The sequence below is a fragment of the Rhodanobacter thiooxydans genome (genome assembly GCF_030291135.1).
GTDB lineage: Bacteria > Pseudomonadota > Gammaproteobacteria > Xanthomonadales > Rhodanobacteraceae > Rhodanobacter > Rhodanobacter thiooxydans_A.
Genome location: NZ_CP127409.1, coordinates 2,855,178 through 2,873,111 on the forward strand (window position 1 = coordinate 2,855,178; position 17,934 = coordinate 2,873,111).

The 17,934-nt window shown below is 68.0% G+C and carries 15 protein-coding genes; 10 read left to right on the forward strand and 5 right to left on the reverse strand.

The features are described 5' to 3' along the window. Positions 1 to 20 precede the first annotated feature (20 nt). The 5 genes from QQA13_RS13175 (at position 21) to QQA13_RS13195 (ending at position 4,533) form a co-directional block, all read left to right on the forward strand. Positions 21 to 599: a TetR/AcrR family transcriptional regulator gene (locus QQA13_RS13175; RefSeq protein WP_108470468.1), complete on the forward strand. Its 579-nt coding sequence runs from the start codon at positions 21 to 23 to the stop codon at positions 597 to 599. Positions 600 to 725: 126 nt separating this feature from the next. Next, positions 726 to 2,510, forward strand: coding sequence for a phosphoenolpyruvate carboxykinase (GTP) (locus tag QQA13_RS13180; protein ID WP_108470467.1), 1,785 nt, complete (start codon positions 726 to 728; stop codon positions 2,508 to 2,510). 117 nt (positions 2,511 to 2,627) lie between these two features. Next, positions 2,628 to 3,173 carry an RNA polymerase sigma factor gene (locus QQA13_RS13185; RefSeq protein WP_108470466.1) on the forward strand — a complete coding sequence of 182 codons (546 nt, stop codon included), beginning with the start codon at positions 2,628 to 2,630 and terminating at the stop codon, positions 3,171 to 3,173. Then, positions 3,170 to 3,613, forward strand: coding sequence for a hypothetical protein (locus tag QQA13_RS13190; protein ID WP_108470465.1), 444 nt, complete (start codon positions 3,170 to 3,172; stop codon positions 3,611 to 3,613). Before QQA13_RS13185 ends, QQA13_RS13190 begins: the two co-directional genes overlap by 4 nt. Before the next feature lie 17 nt (positions 3,614 to 3,630). After that, positions 3,631 to 4,533: a DUF4097 family beta strand repeat-containing protein gene (locus QQA13_RS13195; RefSeq protein WP_108470464.1), complete on the forward strand. Its 903-nt coding sequence runs from the start codon at positions 3,631 to 3,633 to the stop codon at positions 4,531 to 4,533. A 74-nt stretch (positions 4,534 to 4,607) separates the two neighbouring features. On the opposite strand, the gene QQA13_RS13200 is transcribed toward QQA13_RS13195, so the two are convergent. After that, positions 4,608 to 5,519, reverse strand: coding sequence for a hypothetical protein (locus QQA13_RS13200; protein ID WP_108470463.1), 912 nt, complete (start codon positions 5,517 to 5,519; stop codon positions 4,608 to 4,610). A 242-nt stretch (positions 5,520 to 5,761) separates the two neighbouring features. On the opposite strand from QQA13_RS13200, the gene QQA13_RS13205 reads away from it, so the two are divergent. Continuing rightward, entirely contained in the window at positions 5,762 to 8,662 is a 2,901-nt protein-coding gene (locus QQA13_RS13205) for a bifunctional diguanylate cyclase/phosphodiesterase (protein ID WP_108470462.1), read from the forward strand. A 15-nt stretch (positions 8,663 to 8,677) separates the two neighbouring features. Here QQA13_RS13205 and QQA13_RS13210 read toward each other — a convergent pair whose 3' ends face one another. Then, positions 8,678 to 9,577, reverse strand: coding sequence for an Hsp33 family molecular chaperone HslO (locus tag QQA13_RS13210; protein ID WP_108470461.1), 900 nt, complete (start codon positions 9,575 to 9,577; stop codon positions 8,678 to 8,680). A gap of 98 nt (positions 9,578 to 9,675) precedes the next feature. Here QQA13_RS13210 and mtgA point away from each other — a divergent pair, with 98 nt between their 5' ends. Both mtgA and QQA13_RS13220 read left to right on the forward strand, forming a co-directional pair. Continuing rightward, on the forward strand, positions 9,676 to 10,416 hold the full coding sequence (mtgA, locus tag QQA13_RS13215; protein WP_108470460.1) for a monofunctional biosynthetic peptidoglycan transglycosylase: 741 nt from the start codon (positions 9,676 to 9,678) through the stop codon (positions 10,414 to 10,416). 98 nt (positions 10,417 to 10,514) lie between these two features. Next, entirely contained in the window at positions 10,515 to 10,943 is a 429-nt protein-coding gene (locus tag QQA13_RS13220; RefSeq protein ID WP_108470459.1) for a CBS domain-containing protein, read from the forward strand. A gap of 33 nt (positions 10,944 to 10,976) precedes the next feature. Here the strand turns inward: QQA13_RS13220 and QQA13_RS13225 are convergent, their stop codons facing one another. After that, a complete protein-coding gene (locus QQA13_RS13225; protein WP_108470515.1) occupies positions 10,977 to 12,239 on the reverse strand; it encodes an NTP/NDP exchange transporter in 1,263 nt (420 codons plus the stop codon). Between the two features lie 116 nt (positions 12,240 to 12,355). Between QQA13_RS13225 and QQA13_RS13230 the strand changes: the two genes are divergently transcribed. Further along, on the forward strand, positions 12,356 to 13,951 hold the full coding sequence (locus tag QQA13_RS13230) for a GMC family oxidoreductase (protein WP_108470458.1): 1,596 nt from the start codon (positions 12,356 to 12,358) through the stop codon (positions 13,949 to 13,951). Between the two features lie 87 nt (positions 13,952 to 14,038). Here QQA13_RS13230 and QQA13_RS13235 read toward each other — a convergent pair whose 3' ends face one another. Next, complete coding sequence (locus tag QQA13_RS13235) at positions 14,039 to 15,925, reverse strand: M48 family metallopeptidase (RefSeq protein ID WP_108470457.1); 1,887 nt, start codon at positions 15,923 to 15,925, stop codon at positions 14,039 to 14,041. Between the two features lie 47 nt (positions 15,926 to 15,972). Further along, positions 15,973 to 16,560 (reverse strand): LemA family protein, encoded by a 588-nt coding sequence (locus QQA13_RS13240; protein WP_108470456.1) that lies wholly within the window; start codon positions 16,558 to 16,560, stop codon positions 15,973 to 15,975. Between the two features lie 55 nt (positions 16,561 to 16,615). Between QQA13_RS13240 and QQA13_RS13245 the strand changes: the two genes are divergently transcribed. Continuing rightward, the gene (locus QQA13_RS13245; RefSeq protein ID WP_108470455.1) at positions 16,616 to 17,923 is read left to right on the forward strand and encodes a serine hydrolase domain-containing protein; all 1,308 of its coding nucleotides are present in this window, start codon (positions 16,616 to 16,618) and stop codon (positions 17,921 to 17,923) included. Positions 17,924 to 17,934: the final 11 nt, after the last annotated feature.

The following is a 17,934-nucleotide window of genomic DNA, read 5'->3' on the forward strand; positions in this document are numbered from 1 at the left end:
GGGATCGTTACCATACGTGCATGAATGTCAGTAGCAAGCCAGAACGCACCCGGCTGTCAGCCGAGGATTGGGAACTTGCCGCCCTGCAGATGATTGCCGAACACGGCGTCGGCGCACTGGCCGTGGAGGCCCTGGCGCGCCAGCTGGGCGTGACCAAGGGCAGTTTCTACTGGCATTTCCGTACCCGTGAAGCCCTGCTGCATGCCGCGCTGGAGCGCTGGGAGCAGTACGGCGAGCGCGAGGTGCTGGGCCAGATCGAACAGATCAGCGACCCGCGCAAGCGCCTGCCCGAACTGTTCCGCCGCGTCGCGCACGAGCTGCAGCCGCACCGGGTTTACGCTGCACTGCTGAAGGCGCTGGATCACCCGCAGGTGGTGCCGGTGATGGCGCGCGTGTCGCAGCGGCGTATGGAATTCCTGACCACGGCCTACCGCGAGTCCGGCCTGCCGCCGCCGCAGGCCTTGAACCGGGCCCGCCTGACCTATGCCGCCTACGTCGGTTTCCTGCAGCTCAACTTCACCCTCGGACTGCCGCGGCTGAATCTCGAAGAGTTCGACGCCTATGTCGAGCACATGATCGCGACCCTGATTCCGGCCTGAGAAAAACCGCGGCAAGTCCTCGAACGGCGCCATCTGGCGCCGTTTTTGCTGCATCGAACCTTGCAATACCAGTGCACGCAAACTACCGTTTCCGATCACTTTTTCTGAAAGCCTCAAGGGGACACGATGGCCAGCAAGCTGGAAGCGCTCGAACAGTGGGTCAACCAGGTGGCGGCGCTGACCCGCCCCGCGCAGATCCACTGGTGCGACGGCTCGGATGCCGAATACCAGGCTTTGGTGCAGCAGATGCTGGCCGACGGCACCCTGCTCGAACTGAACCAGCAGACCCATCCGGGTTGCTACCTGCACCGCTCCCACCCCACCGACGTGGCCCGCGTCGAGCACCTCACCCTGGTCTGCCACCCGAACAAGGAAGACGCCGGCCCGAACAACCACTGGATGGACCCGGCCGAGGCGCACGCGAAGATCGACGCGCTGTTCGACGGTTGCATGGAAGGTCGCACCCTGTACGTGATCCCGTACTGCATGGGTCCGATCGACTCGCCGCTGGCGCGCTGCGGCGTGGAGATCACCGACAGCCCGTACGTGGTCGCCAACATGAAGATCATGACCCGCATGGGCGCCGCCGCGCAGGCGCGTATCGAACGTGAAGGCCACTTCGTCAAGGGTCTGCATTCCAGGGGCGAGCTCGACCCCGAGCGACGCTGGATCATGCACTTCCCGGCCGAGCTGTCGATCAAGTCCTACGGCTCCGGCTACGGCGGCAACGCGTTGCTCGGCAAGAAATGCCATGCCTTGCGCATCGCGTCGAACCAGGCACGCAGCGAAGGCTGGCTGGCCGAACACATGCTGATCGTCGGCATCGAGAACCCGCGGGGCGAGACCCACTACGTCGCCGCCGCGTTCCCGTCCGCCTGCGGCAAGACCAACCTGTCGATGCTGATTCCGCCGGAAGGCTACCTGCGCGACGGCTGGAAGGTATGGACGGTCGGCGACGACATTTGCTGGATGCGCCCCGGCGCGGATGGACGGCTGTACGCGATCAACCCGGAAGCCGGCTTCTTCGGCGTGGCGCCGGGCACCAGCGACAGCACCAATCACAACGCGATGCAGAGCATCTCGCACGACACCATCTTCACCAACGTCGCCGTCACCGCCGACAACCAGCCGTGGTGGGAAGGCCTGCCCGGCACGCCGGTCACCGACTGGCAGGGCCGTCCGTACGACCCGGCCAATGGCCCGGCCGCGCATCCCAATTCCCGCTTCACGGTCAGTGCGAAGCAATGCCCGACTTGGTCGGAGATGGCCGAAGCCGCGCAAGGTGTGCCGATCAGCGCGATCGTGTTCGGCGGTCGTCGGCCGTCGCTGCTGCCGCTGGTGATGGAGGCGCGCGACTGGAGCCACGGCGTGCTGATGGGCGCGGCGATGGGTTCGGAAACCACCGCCGCCGCCACCGGCGCGGTCGGCGTGCTGCGCCGCGACTCGATGGCGATGAAGCCGTTCTGCGGCTACCACTACGGCGACTACTTCGCGCACTGGCTGTCGTTCGACCGGCCCGGTGTCAAGTTGCCGAAGGTGTTCCACGTCAACTGGTTCCGCAAGGGCGCCGACGGCAAGTTCCTGTGGCCCGGCTTCGGTGACAACCTGCGCGTGCTGGAATGGATGATCGACCGCGCCGAAGGCCGCGTCAGCGGCGTCGAGACGCCGATCGGCATCCTGCCCGGCGAGGGCGAGCTGAAGCTGGACGGACTCAGGCTCGACCGCGCCCGGCTCGACGAGCTGCTCGACGTGGACCTCGCCGGCTGGCAGGCCGAGCTGTCCGCCATCGGCGAATACCTGGACGGCTTCGCTCCACGCCTGCCCGAACGCCTGCGCCGGGAACAGCAGCGCGTGGCCGACGCGCTGGATGCCGCCAGCGACCAGCCGCGCCGCGAAGCCGCCGCCTCCTGAGGCGATCTTGATGCGGGCAGGCCGCCACGGCCTGCCCGCACGGCTTCAAACCCTTTCGCGCCACGCCGCATCCAAGCTGGCAAGATGAGCGCCGCCTGTCCTGCCCCTGGAAGCACCATGTCGCCTGCCTCAGCGGGAGCCAACGACAGCGATGACGTGCGCGCCGCGGCTGCCGGCGACCGCCACGCGTTCCAGCGACTGTACCGGCTGCACGTGGGCCGCGTGCACGGCGCGGTGTACCGACTCGCCGGCTACGACCTCGCCCGCGCCGAGGACCTCACCCAGGATGCGTTCGTCCGCGCTTGGCAGAAACTGCCCGACTTCCGCCACGAAAGCGCGTTCGGCACCTGGCTGTACCGGCTGGCGGTGAACGTGGCACTGATGGATATCCGCGCCCGCGGCGCCAACCCGGTCAGCATGCTCGACGACGAACACCTGCCGGATTCCGCCGAAACACCGTTCTGCGCCGCCGAGCGGGAGGAACTGGAACGGGCCGTCGGCAAGCTGCCGCCACGCGCGCGCGCCGTGCTGGTGCTGCACGACATCGAAGGCTGGAAGCACGAAGAGATCGCGGCCGAACTGGACATGGCCGTCGGCACCTCGAAAGCGCAACTGCACCGCGCCCGCGGCCTGCTGCGCAAGGTATTGGGAGAAAGCGCATGAACGAATTCGAATGGCGCCGCCAGCTGCGCGACCTGCGCCAGCCACTCGCACCGCAGCGCGATCTGTGGGCCTCGATCGACGCCGCACTGGACGCCGCCGAACGCACGCAGGCATCCGCGCACGCGCCACGACCGGTGCGCCACCGGCGCGGGCTGGTCGCCACCGGTCTCGCCGCCTCGCTGCTGCTCGCCGGCGGCATCGGCTGGCGCCTGCTGCACGCACCGACGGCCATACCGGTCGCCGACAACACGGCCTCCTCCACCCGCTGGAAGCCGTCCGACCCGCGCCTTGCCGGCGCCGCGATCGAACTGGATGCCGCCCGGATGGAACTGCAGCTGGCACTCCAGCAGGCACCGGACTCCCCCGCGCTGCAACGCCTGCTCGACCGCACCGAACAGCAACAGGCGCAATTGCGCCAGCTGGCCACCCGGGCCGGCTGATACCACCAGGAACGACCATGAAAACCACCCGCTACCTTCCCCTGCTGCTGTGCTTGTGCATCGGCCAGGCCCTGGCCGACACGCCGATCCAGCTGCATCACGACGCCACCCCGACCGCCCGCATCAGCATCGGCAATGTCGCCGGCACGGTGACCGTGACCGCCTGGGATCGCAACGAGGTGCAGGTCAGCGGCCGGCTCGGCGACGGCGCTAGGCCGCTGGTGATCACTGGCAGCAACGGCGACCTGGCAATCAAGGTGGAACCGCAGGGCGGCTCCGGCTGGTTCAACTGGGGCGGCGACAGCAGGATGGCGCCGACCACGCTGGAACTGCGCGTCCCCAAGGCCGCCTCGCTCGACGTCGACGTGGTCAGCGCACCGCTGGTCATCGACGGCATGGAGGGCGGCAGCATCCAGGTCAATACGGTTAGTGGCAAGGCTCGTATCAACGCCCGCACGCCCTCGCTGAAGGTGGACAGCGTCAGCGGTGGCATCGAGCAGGCCGGGCACGCCGGGCAGGCCGAGCTGCAGACCGTCAGCGGCGACATCCTTGCTCCCGCACTGGGCCGCAGCGTCACGCTGCAGACCATCTCCGGCCGGATCCAGGCCCACGGCGGGCCATGGCAGAAGCTCACGCTCAGCACGGTATCCGGCGACGTGCAGCTCGGCGGCGCGCTGGCAGCCGCCGGCAGCATCGGCATCGACAGCATGAGCGGCAATGTGCAGGTTCAGCTGCCCGCCAACACCTCCGCCAGCCTGCACGCCAGCAGCTTCAGCGGCGACCTGCGCAGCGATTTCGGCAACGCGAAGAAACCCGAGCACGGCCCCGGCAGCTCGCTGGACGTCCACCTCGGCGACGGTGCCGGCAAGATCAGCATCGAGACCTTCAGCGGCGACCTGCGCGTGCGCAAACAGGATTGAACGTTCTCCTGCGGAACGAAAAACGCCGTCGCTAGGCGACGGCGTTTTCATGCATCCGGCTTTTGGAAAACCGGTCAGAGATCCTGGTGATACTGCACGTACGGCGTACGCGACTGATCCGGCTCCGGACCTGCCGGCGTATTCGCCGGGGTGCCGGACGACCACAGGTTCTGCGCACCGACGCTCAGCGAGCCGCGCCACGGCAGGCGCCAGGTCACGCCCAGGTCGATGCTGTTCCAGCGCCGGTCGGCGTTGAGACCGCCCGGTATGCCGGCCTGTGGCTGCATCGTGCGGCCGATCAGCACGCCACTCAGCGGGCCGTGGTCGACGCCGAAGCTCAGCGCCTTCTGGTCCAGCGTGTCCACGCCAAGCAGGTTGCCCGGCAGCAGGTGGATGCGGCCCACGCTGGCGCCCAGGTCGATGCCGCTCTTGCTGCCCAGGGCCAGCCGGCCATGCGCATTGAGCTGGGCGCTGCTGTCGAAGCTGGACAATCCATCCACGCCCGGCGCGGCGCCCGGCAGCACGCGCGGCAGCACGTTGCGCCGATCCGGTGTGGTGTTGGTGCCGACGCTGACGCCGACGCTGTAGCGACCGGCGTCGTAGGTGGCGCCCACTTCGCTGCCCTGCACGCGCAGGCCCGGATTCGTCCACGCACGCTCGCTGACTTCCGCATGCGCCTGCAGCCGCGGCCCCAACCCGTATTCCACGCCGGTCGTCATTACCGTGGAGGCATCCACAACGCGCAGTGCCAGCGGCGCATTCTTGCGCAGGGCCTCCGCACCGGTGCTGCGATCGGCCTTGAGCGCCAGCAGGCGGCCATCGGCACCGCGCCACAAAGGCACCACCACACCCGGCTCGACCTCGGCGGTCTGATCCGGCGGCTGCGCCAGCAGGCGCTCCGCCATGCCGTTGTCGCCATCCACAGACTGCCCGGCCGCGGCAAGCGGCAGCAGGAGGATCAGCAGCAGGGCAGGCAGGCGGCGCATGGCGATGGACCGATGACTCGCTCGATGGAGGATACTTGGCCTTCAGTATAAACCGTTTTACGTTTTACTAACACCCCGAGAACCTGTTTCAACGCACAGAATGGCAGCATCCGATCCTGATTCGGACCACTCCATCCTGCGCGGGTTCCCACCCGGAAAACTGGCGAGGGAGCAGACTTCCACGATATAAAGACACGCCACGTCGATCCAGCCTGGTCGCCCCGGAAGCAGTCGCAGCCCCAATGAGCGCCACACCGACGATCCGTTCATCCCAGCCACCGACGGTGGTTCGGGATCTTGCGGCCATGCACACGGCGGTCGAGCGGCTGTTCGAGGCCCCCGACGCCGCCGGCGTGATGGAAGTCTGCGAGCTCCTGTTGGGCAATTTCGGAGTCCACGGTCGCTTGCGCTGGCGGCGCATGGACGAGCTGCCCGCTCCGCTGGCCGGGCAGATGGATCTGGCCGAGGATCCGCAAGGCCCACGCACCCTGATCCTCGAATGGGCCGACCTGCCGCTGCCCGAGGTCGTGCGCGACCGGCTGGACTGGCTGGGCCGGCTGGCCGATATCCGCCTGCGCCAGCTGGCCGAGACCAGCCGCCTGTACGAGGCGATCTCGCGGCTGGCACAGGCCGAGCGGCTGCAGCGCGCGCTCTACGCGATCGCCGAGCAGGCCGGCGCCGAGCACGACATGCCCGAGATGATGCGCTCGCTGCATGCCATCGTCAGCAGCCTGATGTACGCGGAAAATTTCTACATCGTGCTGTACGACGCAGCCACCGACACGGTTCGCTTTCCCTATTACGTCGACATCGCCGATACCGATCCGCCGCCGCCGGAGCAGAACCTGCCGTTGCACGACATGCTGCACAGCCTCACCTGGAACCTGCTGCAGGAAGGCCGGCCGCTGATGGGTTCATTCGAGGAGCTGAAGCAGCAGTTCGGCGACCACTTCGTCCCGATCGGCCCCACTTGCGAGTACTGGCTGGGCGCACCGCTGCTACGCGGCGGTCACGTCGTCGGCGGCATCGTGATGCAGAGCTATCGCGCCGACACCCATTACTCGCATCACGACCTGGAACTGCTGAACTACGTGGCCCAGCATGTGCAGACCGCGCTGGAGCGACGCGAGGCACACCTCGAGCTGGGCCGCCGGGTGACCGACCGCACCGCCGCGCTGCGCGAGGCAAATCGCGTGCTGCGCCAGCAGGTGCTGCAGCGCCAGCGCGGCGAACGCCTGCAGGCGGCGCTGTTCCGCATCGCCGAGCTGGCCAACACCTCGGACAGCCTGGAAAAATTCTACGCGGCGATGCACCAGGTGATCAGCGGCCTGCTGTACGCGCGCAACTTCTACATCGCGTTGGTCGACGACGAGAACGGCTACCTCACCTTCCCCTACTCGGTGGACGACGTGGACAGCGTGCGCCTGCCGCGCGCGCACGGCCGCGGAGCCACCGAATACGTGCTGCGCCACGCCAAGCCGCTGCTGGCCACGCCGGAGGAGATCGACCGACTCAGTGCAGAGGGCGAGATCAGCCGCTTCGGCGCACCCTCGGTGTGCTGGCTCGGCGTGCCGCTGATCTGGGGCGGCAAGGCGATGGGCGTGCTGGCGCTGCAAAGCTACTCGCCCGAGCACACCTACAACGAGCGCGACCAGGAACTGCTGACCTTCGTCAGCTACCACATCGCCAACGCGCTGCAGCGCAAGCAGGCGGCGACATCGCTGAAACACGCCTACGCCGGGCTGGAGCGCCGCGTCACCGAACGCACCCGCGCGCTGGCGCTGGCCAACCGCGACCTGCGCGAACAGATCGCCGAGCGCGAGCGCGTCGAACGCCGGCTGAAGTACGAAACCCTGCACGACTCGCTGACCGGCCTGCCGAACCGCACTCTGCTGCTGCAGCGACTGGAGCAGGCGATGCAGCGCTACAGCGCGAACCCGGTCGAGCAGTTCGCCGTGCTGTTCATCGACCTGGACCGTTTCAAGGTGATCAACGACTCGGTCGGCCATCTGGTCGGCGACGACCTGCTGTTCCAGGTCGGCGGCCGCATCCGTGCCTGCCTGAAGACGCGCGACGTGGTCGCGCGCCTGGGCGGCGACGAGTTCGCGGTGCTGCTGGAAGGCATCGTCGATACCCACAAGGCGACGCTGATCGCCGAGCGCATCATCAGCGAACTGCAGACGCCGTTCCGGCTCGGCACCAAGGAGATCTTCACTTCCGCCTCGATCGGCATCGCGCTGTCCGGCCCGCATTACCGCCAGCCCGAGGAACTGCTGCGCGATGCCGATGCCGCGATGTACAACGCGAAGGACGGCGGTCGCCACCGCGCGGCGATGTTCGACGACCGCCTGCGCCGCGAGGCGCTGTCGCTGCTGGACATGGAGAGCGACCTGCGCCACGCGCTCAGTCGCAACGAGTTCGAACCGTTCTACCAGCCGATCGTGGAGCTGGCCGACGGCCGCGTCGCCGGCTACGAGGCGCTGCTGCGCTGGCATCACCCCGAGCGCGGCCTGCTGCCGCCGCACGATTTCCTGCTGATCGCCGAGGAATGCGGCTGTGCCGAGGCGATCGACTGGCAGATCTTCGAGCAGGTCTGCACCCAGGCCGTGCGGCTGATCGGCACCGAGGGCTTCATCAGCATCAACGTCTCCGGCCGGCACTTCCGCTCCGCCGACCTGGACCAGCGGCTGCTGGCGTTGTTCGACCAGTACGCCGTGCCGACACGCTGCATCCGCATCGAGGTCACCGAGCACGCGCTGCTGGAGAACCCGACCCAGGTCAAGCAGATGCTGCAGAACCTGCGCAGCCACGGCGTCGGCATCGCGCTGGACGACTTCGGCACCGGCTATTCCTCGCTCAGCTACCTGCACCAGTACCCGTTCGAGACGCTGAAGATCGACCGTTCCTTCATCACCGAGCTGCCGCCGGACGACGCCGAGACGCAAGGCCTGGCACTGGTGCGCGCGATCCAGGTGCTGGCCGATTCGCTGCGGATGAAGGTGATCGCCGAAGGCATCGAGGAAGAATCGCAGCGGCAGGCGCTGCTGCGCGTCGGCTGCCGCTACGGCCAGGGCTTCCTGTTCGCCGAGGCGCAGCCGGCCAGCACCTGGCTCGGCGCGGACAAGCCGCTGCTGTTGGCTTGAGCGAACCGCCTTGCGTCACTGCGCCGTATCCGGCGCGGCCGGCGCTGCACTTTCGCTGAGCAGGTGCTCGGCATCGATGCGGTCGAAGTGGTAGCGCTGCGCGCAGAACTCGCAGATCACCTCGATCTCGTCGTTGCGCGCAGCCAGCGCCGCCTCGACTTCGTCGCGACCGAGCGAACGCAGCATCGCGCTTACCCGCTCGCGGCTGCAGCTGCAGCCAAAGGCCAGCGGACGCGGCTCGAACAGGCGCACCGACTCCTCGTGGTAGAGCCGGTACAGCAGTTGCTCCGGCGCGCTGGCCAGCAGTTCCTGCGCGCCCAGGGTGGCGGTCAGGTGCACCACGCGATTCCACGCATCGTCGTCCTGCACGGCATCGCGGCCGCCCTCGCCCGGCATCTTCTGCAGCATCAGACCTACTGCATGCTCGCCGTCGGCGGCCAGCAGGATCCGCGCCGGCAACTGTTCGGACTGCACGAAATAGTCTTCCAGCGAACCGGCCAGGTCAGCGTGCTGCAGGTCGACCAGGCCCTGGTAACGCTGGCCGCGGTCCACGTTGCCGATGGTGATGGCCATGATCGCGTCGGCCAGCACATCCAGCGCCAGCGGTTCGGGCAACGGCTCGTTCCAGCGCGCCAGTCCGCGCAGACGGCCCTGGTCGCTGCACTCGGCGAACAGCAAGCGCAGCGCACCGGCGCTTTTCAGCTCGATCGACAGCGCGCCGTCCAGCTTGATGTTGCCGGTCAGCAGCGCGCTGGCGGCCAGCGCCTCGCCCAGCAAGGCGTGCAGCGCCGACGGGTAGCTGGCGCGGTCGGCCACTTCGCGCCAGGCCGGCCCCAGTCGTACCAGGGTGCCGCGCACCCCGGCGCGCTCCAGCAGGAAGCGGTGCAGCACGTCTTTGACAGGCAGGTTTTCCACGGCGGATGTTCTCGTTGAAGTCAGGCGCAACAGATGGGGACGCCGCAGCGCCGGAACAACGCCCCTTATACTGCCCGCATCTCCCTGCGCGTACCGCCATGCCCGTTCTGTCCCGCCGCCCCATGCTGGCCCGTTTGCTGCGCTCGCTGGCGATCCTGCTGCTCGCATGGCTGGCGCTGAGCTGGCTGGTGGTGCTGGTGCTGCGCTTCGTGCCGCCGTGGACGTCGGCGGTGATGATGGAGCGCCAGCTCGGCGCATGGATCCATGGCGAGAAGGATTTCCACCTGCGCCAGCACTGGGTGCCGTGGACGCAGGTGTCGAGCTGGGTGCCGCTGGCGATGGTGGCCGGCGAGGACCAGAAGTTCCCCTACCACCACGGCTTCGACCTCGACTCCATCCAGGACGCGCTCGACGCGGCCGACGACGGCAAGCGCCTGCGCGGCGCCAGCACGATCAGCCAGCAGACCGCCAAGAACCTGTTCCTGTGGAACGGCCGCAGCTTCGTGCGCAAGGGGCTGGAGGCGTACTTCACCGTGCTGATCGAGCTGACCTGGCCGAAGCGGCGCATCCTCGAGGTGTACATGAACATCGCCGAGCTGGGCAACGGCGTCTATGGCGTGGGCGCGGCCAGCGAGGCGTACTTCCACACCGTGCCGGCGCAGCTCGGTCCGGCCCAGGCCGCCCGCCTGGCCGCGGTGCTGCCCAGCCCGCGGCGCCTGCATGCGGACCGGCCCAGCGCCTACGTGCAACGTCGCACCGAGTGGATCCAGCGGCAGATGTCCCGACTCGGCGGACCCGCCTACATCGAAGGCCACGCGCCACCGCACACGACTCGCTGACCGCCGCGCGGCGGGTTCACAACTTCACTACACGTCGTCGCAATGGCGGCGTTAGACTCGTCCCGGACGGCCCGCCCGGGCCGCTGGGAGACCCAAGCATGAGCCAGGTCAAACATCTGCTGCAGGGCAAGGGCAACGCGATCTACAGCATTGCACCGGATGCGCCGGTACTCGAGGCGATCAAGCACATGGCCGAACACCGGATCGGCGCACTGCTGGTGATGCGCGGTGAGCAACTGGTCGGCGTCATGTCCGAACGCGACTACGCGCGCAAGGTGATCCTGCAGGGCCGCTCCTCGTCGCAGACCGCCGTGTCCGACATCATGAGCAGCACCCCGCTGACCGTCGGCCCGGACACCGACGTGTTCGACTGCATGCGCCTGTGCACCGACAGCCGCATCCGCCACCTGCCGGTGGTAGAGGACGGCAAGGTGGTGGGGGTGATCTCGATCGGCGATCTGGTCAAGGCGGTGATCGACGCGCAGGCCGAGCAGATCGAGCACCTGCAGCGTTACATCACGAGTTGAGATTCGGGATTCGGGATTCGGAAAAGCATCGACTCAAGCCGATGCTTTCGCCGTCTTGTCCTCGGGCGCCTGCTCGTCCGGCGCCAGATCCGGCGACCAGCCGGCACGCCGGGACACCATGACGGCCAGCGCGGCAACGCCGGCACCGGCCAAGGCCAGGCCGGCCACGCCCCAGCCCAGCAGGCGCAGGCCGCTCACTGCGCTGGTCACCACCACGTCGCCGAACCGCCACACTGCGGTTTCCACGAAGTTCTTGCCCTTGTAGCGCGTCTCGCGCGGCACCCTCGTATACAGCGCATCCACCGCCGGCTTGGTCATGCCGTAGGCGAAGCCGCGCGTGATCACCTGCATCACCGCCAGCAGCGGCACGCTGTAGCTGAAGAACGCAAAACTCCCGCCACCGATCAGCGCCACCCCGGCCAGCAAGGCCAGATTCACCAGCGACGGGACCACCAATCCCCAGCCCGCGCCGCGACGCACCAGCAGCCATGGCGTCACGCTCAACTGCAGCACCGCACCGAGCAGATTGGTGGCCAGGTCGAGATTGCTGTAGAACAGCGTGCGCGCGACCGTGCTGGTGAAATGCGCCTTGGCATAGTCCGCCACCAGCGCATAGGCCAGCGTACCGATGCCATCGCCGAACAGCATCAGCAAAGCCATGTAACGCAGGAAGGGGCGCGACCAGAGCTGCCTGATGCCAGCCCACAGCGAACCACCGATCGCAGCCTCGCCAGCGCTGCCCGACTGCCGATCGTGTTGCGCGGAAAGCCGCAGCAAAAGCGCCAGCGAGAGCGTCAGCGCGCATGCAGAAACCACCAGCAACGGCGCCACCCCGATCAGCTGCACCAGCAGCCTGGTCACCAGCGGACCAAAGACCGCGCCAGCCATGCCGCCCAATGCGATCAGCGAAAACACCCGCCGTGCCTGACCGCTGGAGAAGATGTCCGCCATGAAGCTCCAGAACAGCGACACCACGAACAGGTTGAACACGCTGGCCCAGACGAAGAACAGCACGCCCAGCTCGCGCGCGCCGATGCGATCCTGCGCCATGAACGCAGGCACGAACGCGAGCAGGCACAAAATGAAGAAGCTGTAGCTCCAGCCAAGCAATTGCCTGCGCGGGAAGCGCGCCACCAGCATGCCGAACACCGGCGCCAGCAGCAGCATCACCACGAACACCGCGCCGTAGAACAGCGGCAGCGACTGCGAACCGACCGCACCGCTCAGCTGGCCCATGACTGGCCGGATGATGTAGTACGAGGTCATCACGAAAAAGAACGCCAGCGCGGACAGCATCGGCGCGGCGGCTTGTTCCACAACGGTCTGACGGGGCAAACTCACGGGGGCATCCAGCGTGGGGCGCGGCAAGCCTAGCATGCGGCCATATCCATCCAGCGAAGCGTGGGGAAGCCTTGAACCACTACGACTACGTCATCGTCGGCGCCGGCTCGGCCGGCTGCGTGCTGGCCAACCGACTCAGCGCCGATCCGGGCAGGCGCGTGCTGCTGCTGGAAGCCGGCCCCACGGACTGGAACCCGCTGATCCACATGCCCGCCGGCATCGCGCGGCTGGCCAACAACCGCGCGCTCAACTGGAACTATCGCACCGAGCCGGAGCCCGCGCTCGGCCAGCGCCGCCTGTGGTGGCCGCGCGGCAAGACGCTCGGCGGTTCCAGTTCGATCAATGCGATGTGCTACATCCGCGGCGTGGCAGCCGACTACGACCGCTGGGCCGAAGCCAGCGGCGACCCGCGCTGGTCATGGCACGAGGTACTGCCGTGGTTCCTGCGCAGCGAGGACAACAGCCGCGGCACCAGCACGCTGCACGGCACGGGCGGTCCGCTCGGCGTCGCCGACCTGCGTCACCACAACGTGCTGTCCGCCGCGCTGATCGACGCGGCCGTGAGCGCCGGCTTCGCGCGCAACGACGACTTCAACGGCGAACTACAGGCCGGCTTCGGCCTGTACCAGGTGACCCAGCGCAACGGCGCGCGATGCTCCACCGCGACCGCATTCCTGAAACCTGTGCGCCGACGCGAGAATCTGCACGTGCGCACGCATGCACTGGTCGAGCGCGTACTGATCGAGCAGCACCGCGCCATCGGCGTGCAGCTGCGCCGCGGCCGGCATGGCGTCGAGCGGATCGAGGCGGGCGAGGTGATCCTCGCCGGGGGCGCGATCAACACGCCGCAACTGCTGATGTTGTCCGGACTCGGCCCGGCCGACCACCTGCGCGGGCACGGCATCGCGGTGCTCGCCGACCTGCCCGAGGTCGGCGCCAACCTGCAGGACCACCTGGACATCTGCACGCTCGACGGCAACCCGGGCAAGCTCAGCTACGATCACCTCAACGAACTGTCCGCCGGCTGGCGCTGGCTGCGTCATCGCGACGGGCCGGGCAGCTCCAACGTGGCCGAGGCCGGCGGCTTCGTGCGCAGCCGCTTCGCCGGCGACGAACGCTGCGACCTGCAGTTCCACTTCGTGCCGGCGCTGCTCGACGACCACGGTCGCCATCGCCTGCCCGGCTACGGTTACACGCTGCATGCCTGCTACCTGCATCCGCGCAGCCGCGGCCGCTTGCGCCTGCACTCGGCCGACCCGGCGCAGCCGATCGCGATCCATGCCAATTACCTCGGCGACCCGGAAGGCCACGACCTGAAGATGATGATCGAGGCGGCGCGGCTGTCGCGCGAGATCCTCGACCAGTCGGCGTTCACACCGCACCGCGGTGCGCCGGTGTTCCCCGAGCGGCGCATCGGCACCGACGCGGAATACGCCGACTTTATCCGGCGCAAGGCGGAAACCATCTACCACCCAGTCGGCACCTGCCGCATGGGCAAGGACGATCGCGCAGTGGTTGACAGCGAGCTGCGCGTGCGCGGCGTGGACAGGCTGCGCGTGGTGGACGCTTCGGTGATGCCCAGCCTGCCCACAGGCAACACCAACGCGCCCACGATCATGATCGCCGAACGGGCGAGCGCGTTGATTCTCGGCGAAGGAACCCTGTAGGAGCGCACTTGTGCGCGATGCTTTCCGTCACGTGACGAGGAGCATCTCGCACGACCGAAGGAAGTCCCTTGTGGACAGAGTGCGCTCCTACAAAGGCACCGGGCAATGCAGGCTGGCGCAGATCACCCGCAACAACTCGGCCTCTTCCACGCTGACCTGGCCGTCGGCGTGGACCGCGCGCAGCAAGGCCTGGATCACCAGCTCCTTGGCCATCGGGCTCAGCCCGTCCAGATCGTCCAGCGCGTGCTCGAACGGCGCCTGCCAGGCCGCCGCCGGCGGCGTCCACTCGATGGCCTCGCCGGGGAACGCCTGCTGCATCGCCAACAGCCAGGCGCGCCTCGCAGCGGCCTCGTCCGAGCAGCCAGCCGCGGCGACGATGGTGCAGACCAGGATCACGCTGTCGCGCGCCGCCGGGAGTTTCTTCACGCCATCGACCGGTGCGCGGCGCGGCGAGCGCGCCTCGCTCAGGTGAATGCGCAGCAGCCGCGCCAGGCAGTACTCGTTGATGTCGACCCGGCCATCCACCTTGACCAGGTCGTCGAGCGCGCGCAACAAAGTCTGCTGGCGTCCGTCAGGCAGTTGCCTGAGCGCGGGAAACGCCAGCGAGACCAGCGGCAGGCGCGCGATCGGCGCCAAGGCGGCCAGAACGGAAACCTGCGCCTGCACGGCGCGCTGCACGTCGTCGCCAAACGCATCGGCGACGATCCGGCGCTGCGCCGGCTGCAGCTCCGCCTCCAATGACAGCGCCAGCGCCAGCATCACCGTCAGCGCGGACTCGGGCTGCTGCACGGCTTCGCCCAGGCTCGTCGGTATCGCCTGCTGCACGGCCGCGGCATGCTGGAACGCCGGAGCGACTGAGGCAACGCCGCCGGCCAGCACGCCCGTCAGTATCGGTGGCAACGACATGCCCGGCACGCTCGAGGCGGCGGCCAGGGGGCCGTTCGCTGGCGCAGGTGGTGGCGACGCCGCTTCGCGCTGCATCCCCGCCGCCATGCGCGCCAGGTCAGCCTCCTTGAAGCCAGGCTCCAGCATCCGGATACGCTCGAGCAAGGGCGGGTGGGTGGCGAACAGCGCGTTGAACGTACCGGCCTCGCCGAACAGCATGTGCGCCACTTCCTGCTTGTTCGCCACCTGCAGGGTGGAGCCTTCGGCGAGGATCGCGATCTTCTTCAACGCGCCGGCGATGCCGTCGGTCTGGCGGGTGAACTGCACCGCCGAGGCATCTGCCAGCGATTCGCGCGAGCGCGCCACCGCGGCCTGGATCAGTCGCCCGAAGAAATAACCGATGTAGCCGACCGCCATCAGCGCCAGCCCGATCAGCCACACCTGGCCGCCACCCCGACGGTTGCCGCTGCCGCCGAACCAGATCACCCGGCGCCCCACGATCGCCAGCACCAGGATGCCGAACAGCAGGCCCATCAGGCGGATGTTGAGCCGCATGTCGCCGTTCAACACGTGGCTGAACTCGTGCGCGATCACGCCCTGCAGCTCGTCGCGGCTGAGCTGGTCGAGGCAGCCCCGGGTCACGCACACCGCCGCGTCGGAGGCCGAGTAGCCGGCAGCGAAGGCGTTGATGCCCGCTTCGTCGGCCATCAGATAGATGTCCGGCACCGGCACGCCCGCAGCGATGGCGACTTCCTCGATCACGTTGCGCAGCCGTCGCAGCTGCGGGTCGCGGGTATCCGGCGGTACCGGCACCGCGCCCATGCTTTCGGCCACCGCCTTGCCACCACTGGACAGGCTCATGATGCGGAACAGCGAACTGAGCCCGATCCCGGCGATGACCGCGCCGCTGCTGGCGAACAACAGCGGCAGGTTCGATGCAGCCGGTTCGCCGGCGGCCGCGTGATGGCCCATGGTCAGCCATACCACCGCGTCGATCGTCGCCACGATCGCCACCACCGCCAGCACGAACAGCAGCACCAGACGCCGGCTGCTGCCGCGCACGCGCGCCTGTTGCGCAAAGAAATCCATGGAAGCTCCCGGGTGGCGCCGCGGCATGCGCCGCGACGCGACGGCGATCAGCTGAAGGAAACCTTCGGCACGTCGCGTACGGCCGGGTCCTCGATCTTCAGCGGTTCGGCCGCGGCGAAGCCGAAGCTGTTCGCCACGAACGAGGCGGGAAAGACCTCGCGCTTGTTGTTGTAGGTCAGCACCGAGTCGTTGTACGCCTGGCGCGCGAATGCCACGCGGTTCTCCGTGGATGTCAGCTCTTCGGAGAGCTGCATCATGGTCTGGTTCGCCTTCAGGTCGGGATAGGCCTCCTGCAGCGCGAACAAATGGCCCAACGTCTGGGTCAAGGCATTCTCGCTGCTGGCCAGCTGCTGCATCGCGGCCGGATCGCCCGGGTTGGCCTTCGCACCGGCCAGCCCGCTGACCGCCGCGTTGCGCGCCTGCACCACCGCCTCGAGCGTGCCGCGTTCGTGCGCGAGATAGCCCTTGGCGGTCTCGACCAGGTTCGGAATCAGGTCGTGGCGCCGGGTGAGCTGCACGTCGATCTGCGCAAACGCGTTCTTGTAGCCGTTGCGCGAGGTGACCAGTCCGTTGTAGATCGCCACGAAGTACAAGACAATCAGGACAACAACAATCAGAAAAACGATCAGACCCATCGTCGAGCTCTCCACCCTGAGGCGCATCCCCACGCCGGAACCACGTCAGAATACCATGCAGTTTCATAAGATCTTCCTGCTGATCGCGGGCGCACTGGGGCTGGCCTGCACGCCGCTCCGCGCCGCCGCGTCACCCGCTTCCCCGGCGCCCGCCACGCTGTCGGTCAGTGTCGGCAACACGCCGCAGAAACTCCCGCCACTGCGCGTCAAGCAGACGCTCGCGGACTACCAGCGTTGGCTGAACCTCCTCGCCCAGCGCGATGCGGTGGCCGGCCTGGCCACCGCCGTGGTGGTCGACGGCAAGGTGGTCTACGAGGGCACCGTCGGCTATGCCGACGCTGCCACCAGGCAGCCGATCACGCCGAACACCGTGTTCCGTCTCGCCTCGCTGTCGAAGGCGTTCGCCACCGCCATCGCCGGCCTGCTGGTCGACGACGGCAAGCTGGGCTGGGACACCAAGCTGATCGACGTGCTGCCGTACTTCAAGCTGAAGGACATGCAGGCCGCCTCGCAGGCCACCGTCGGCGACATCCTGGGCCAACGGCTGGGCCTGCCACGCAACACCTACGACAACATGCTCGAGGGCGACACCTCGTACGAAGAGCTGGTGCGCAAGCTGGACGAGGTCGACATGATCTGCGGCGTGGGCCAGTGCTACGGCTACCAGAACGTCGCCTTCAGCATGATCGGCGACGTGGTGCTCGCGCGCACCGGCGACTTCTTCTATCACCAGGTCGACAAGCGCATCTTCTATCCGCTGGGCATGACTACCGCCAGCTACGGCCGCGCCGCACTGGAATCCAGCAAGAGCTGGGCGCGCCCGCATCGCGCCACCAGCCGGGGCTGGGTGCCATTCGAGCCGAGCGAAACCTATTACCGGGTCGCGCCGGCGGCCGGCGTCAACGCCAGCCTGCGCGACATGGAAAAATGGCTGATCGCGCAGATGGGCGGCCGCCAGGACGTGTTGCCCACCTCGCTGCTGGACATGCTGCACGCTCCCGGCGTCGCCACACCCAGCGAACTGCACGCCACTCCGTGGCGCCGCGCGCGACTGACCGACGCGTACTACGCACTCGGCTGGCGGGTCTACAAATACGGCGGCGAGACCCTGATCTATCACGCCGGCGCCGTGGCGGGCTATCGCACCATGATCGGCTTTTTCCCGAAGTACCGTGCCGGCGTGGTGACCCTGTGGAACTCCACCGGCCCCACGCCGAGCGGGCTGATGCCGATGGTGTTCGACGACCTGCTGGGCCTGCCGCACGTCGACTGGGCCAACCTCGACAGTGCCGCCAGACCCGCGGCGAAGCCGAAGGCAAAATCGAAAGCGCGCACGCATCGTCGCGCACCGCGTCACCGCTGAGGGCCCGCACC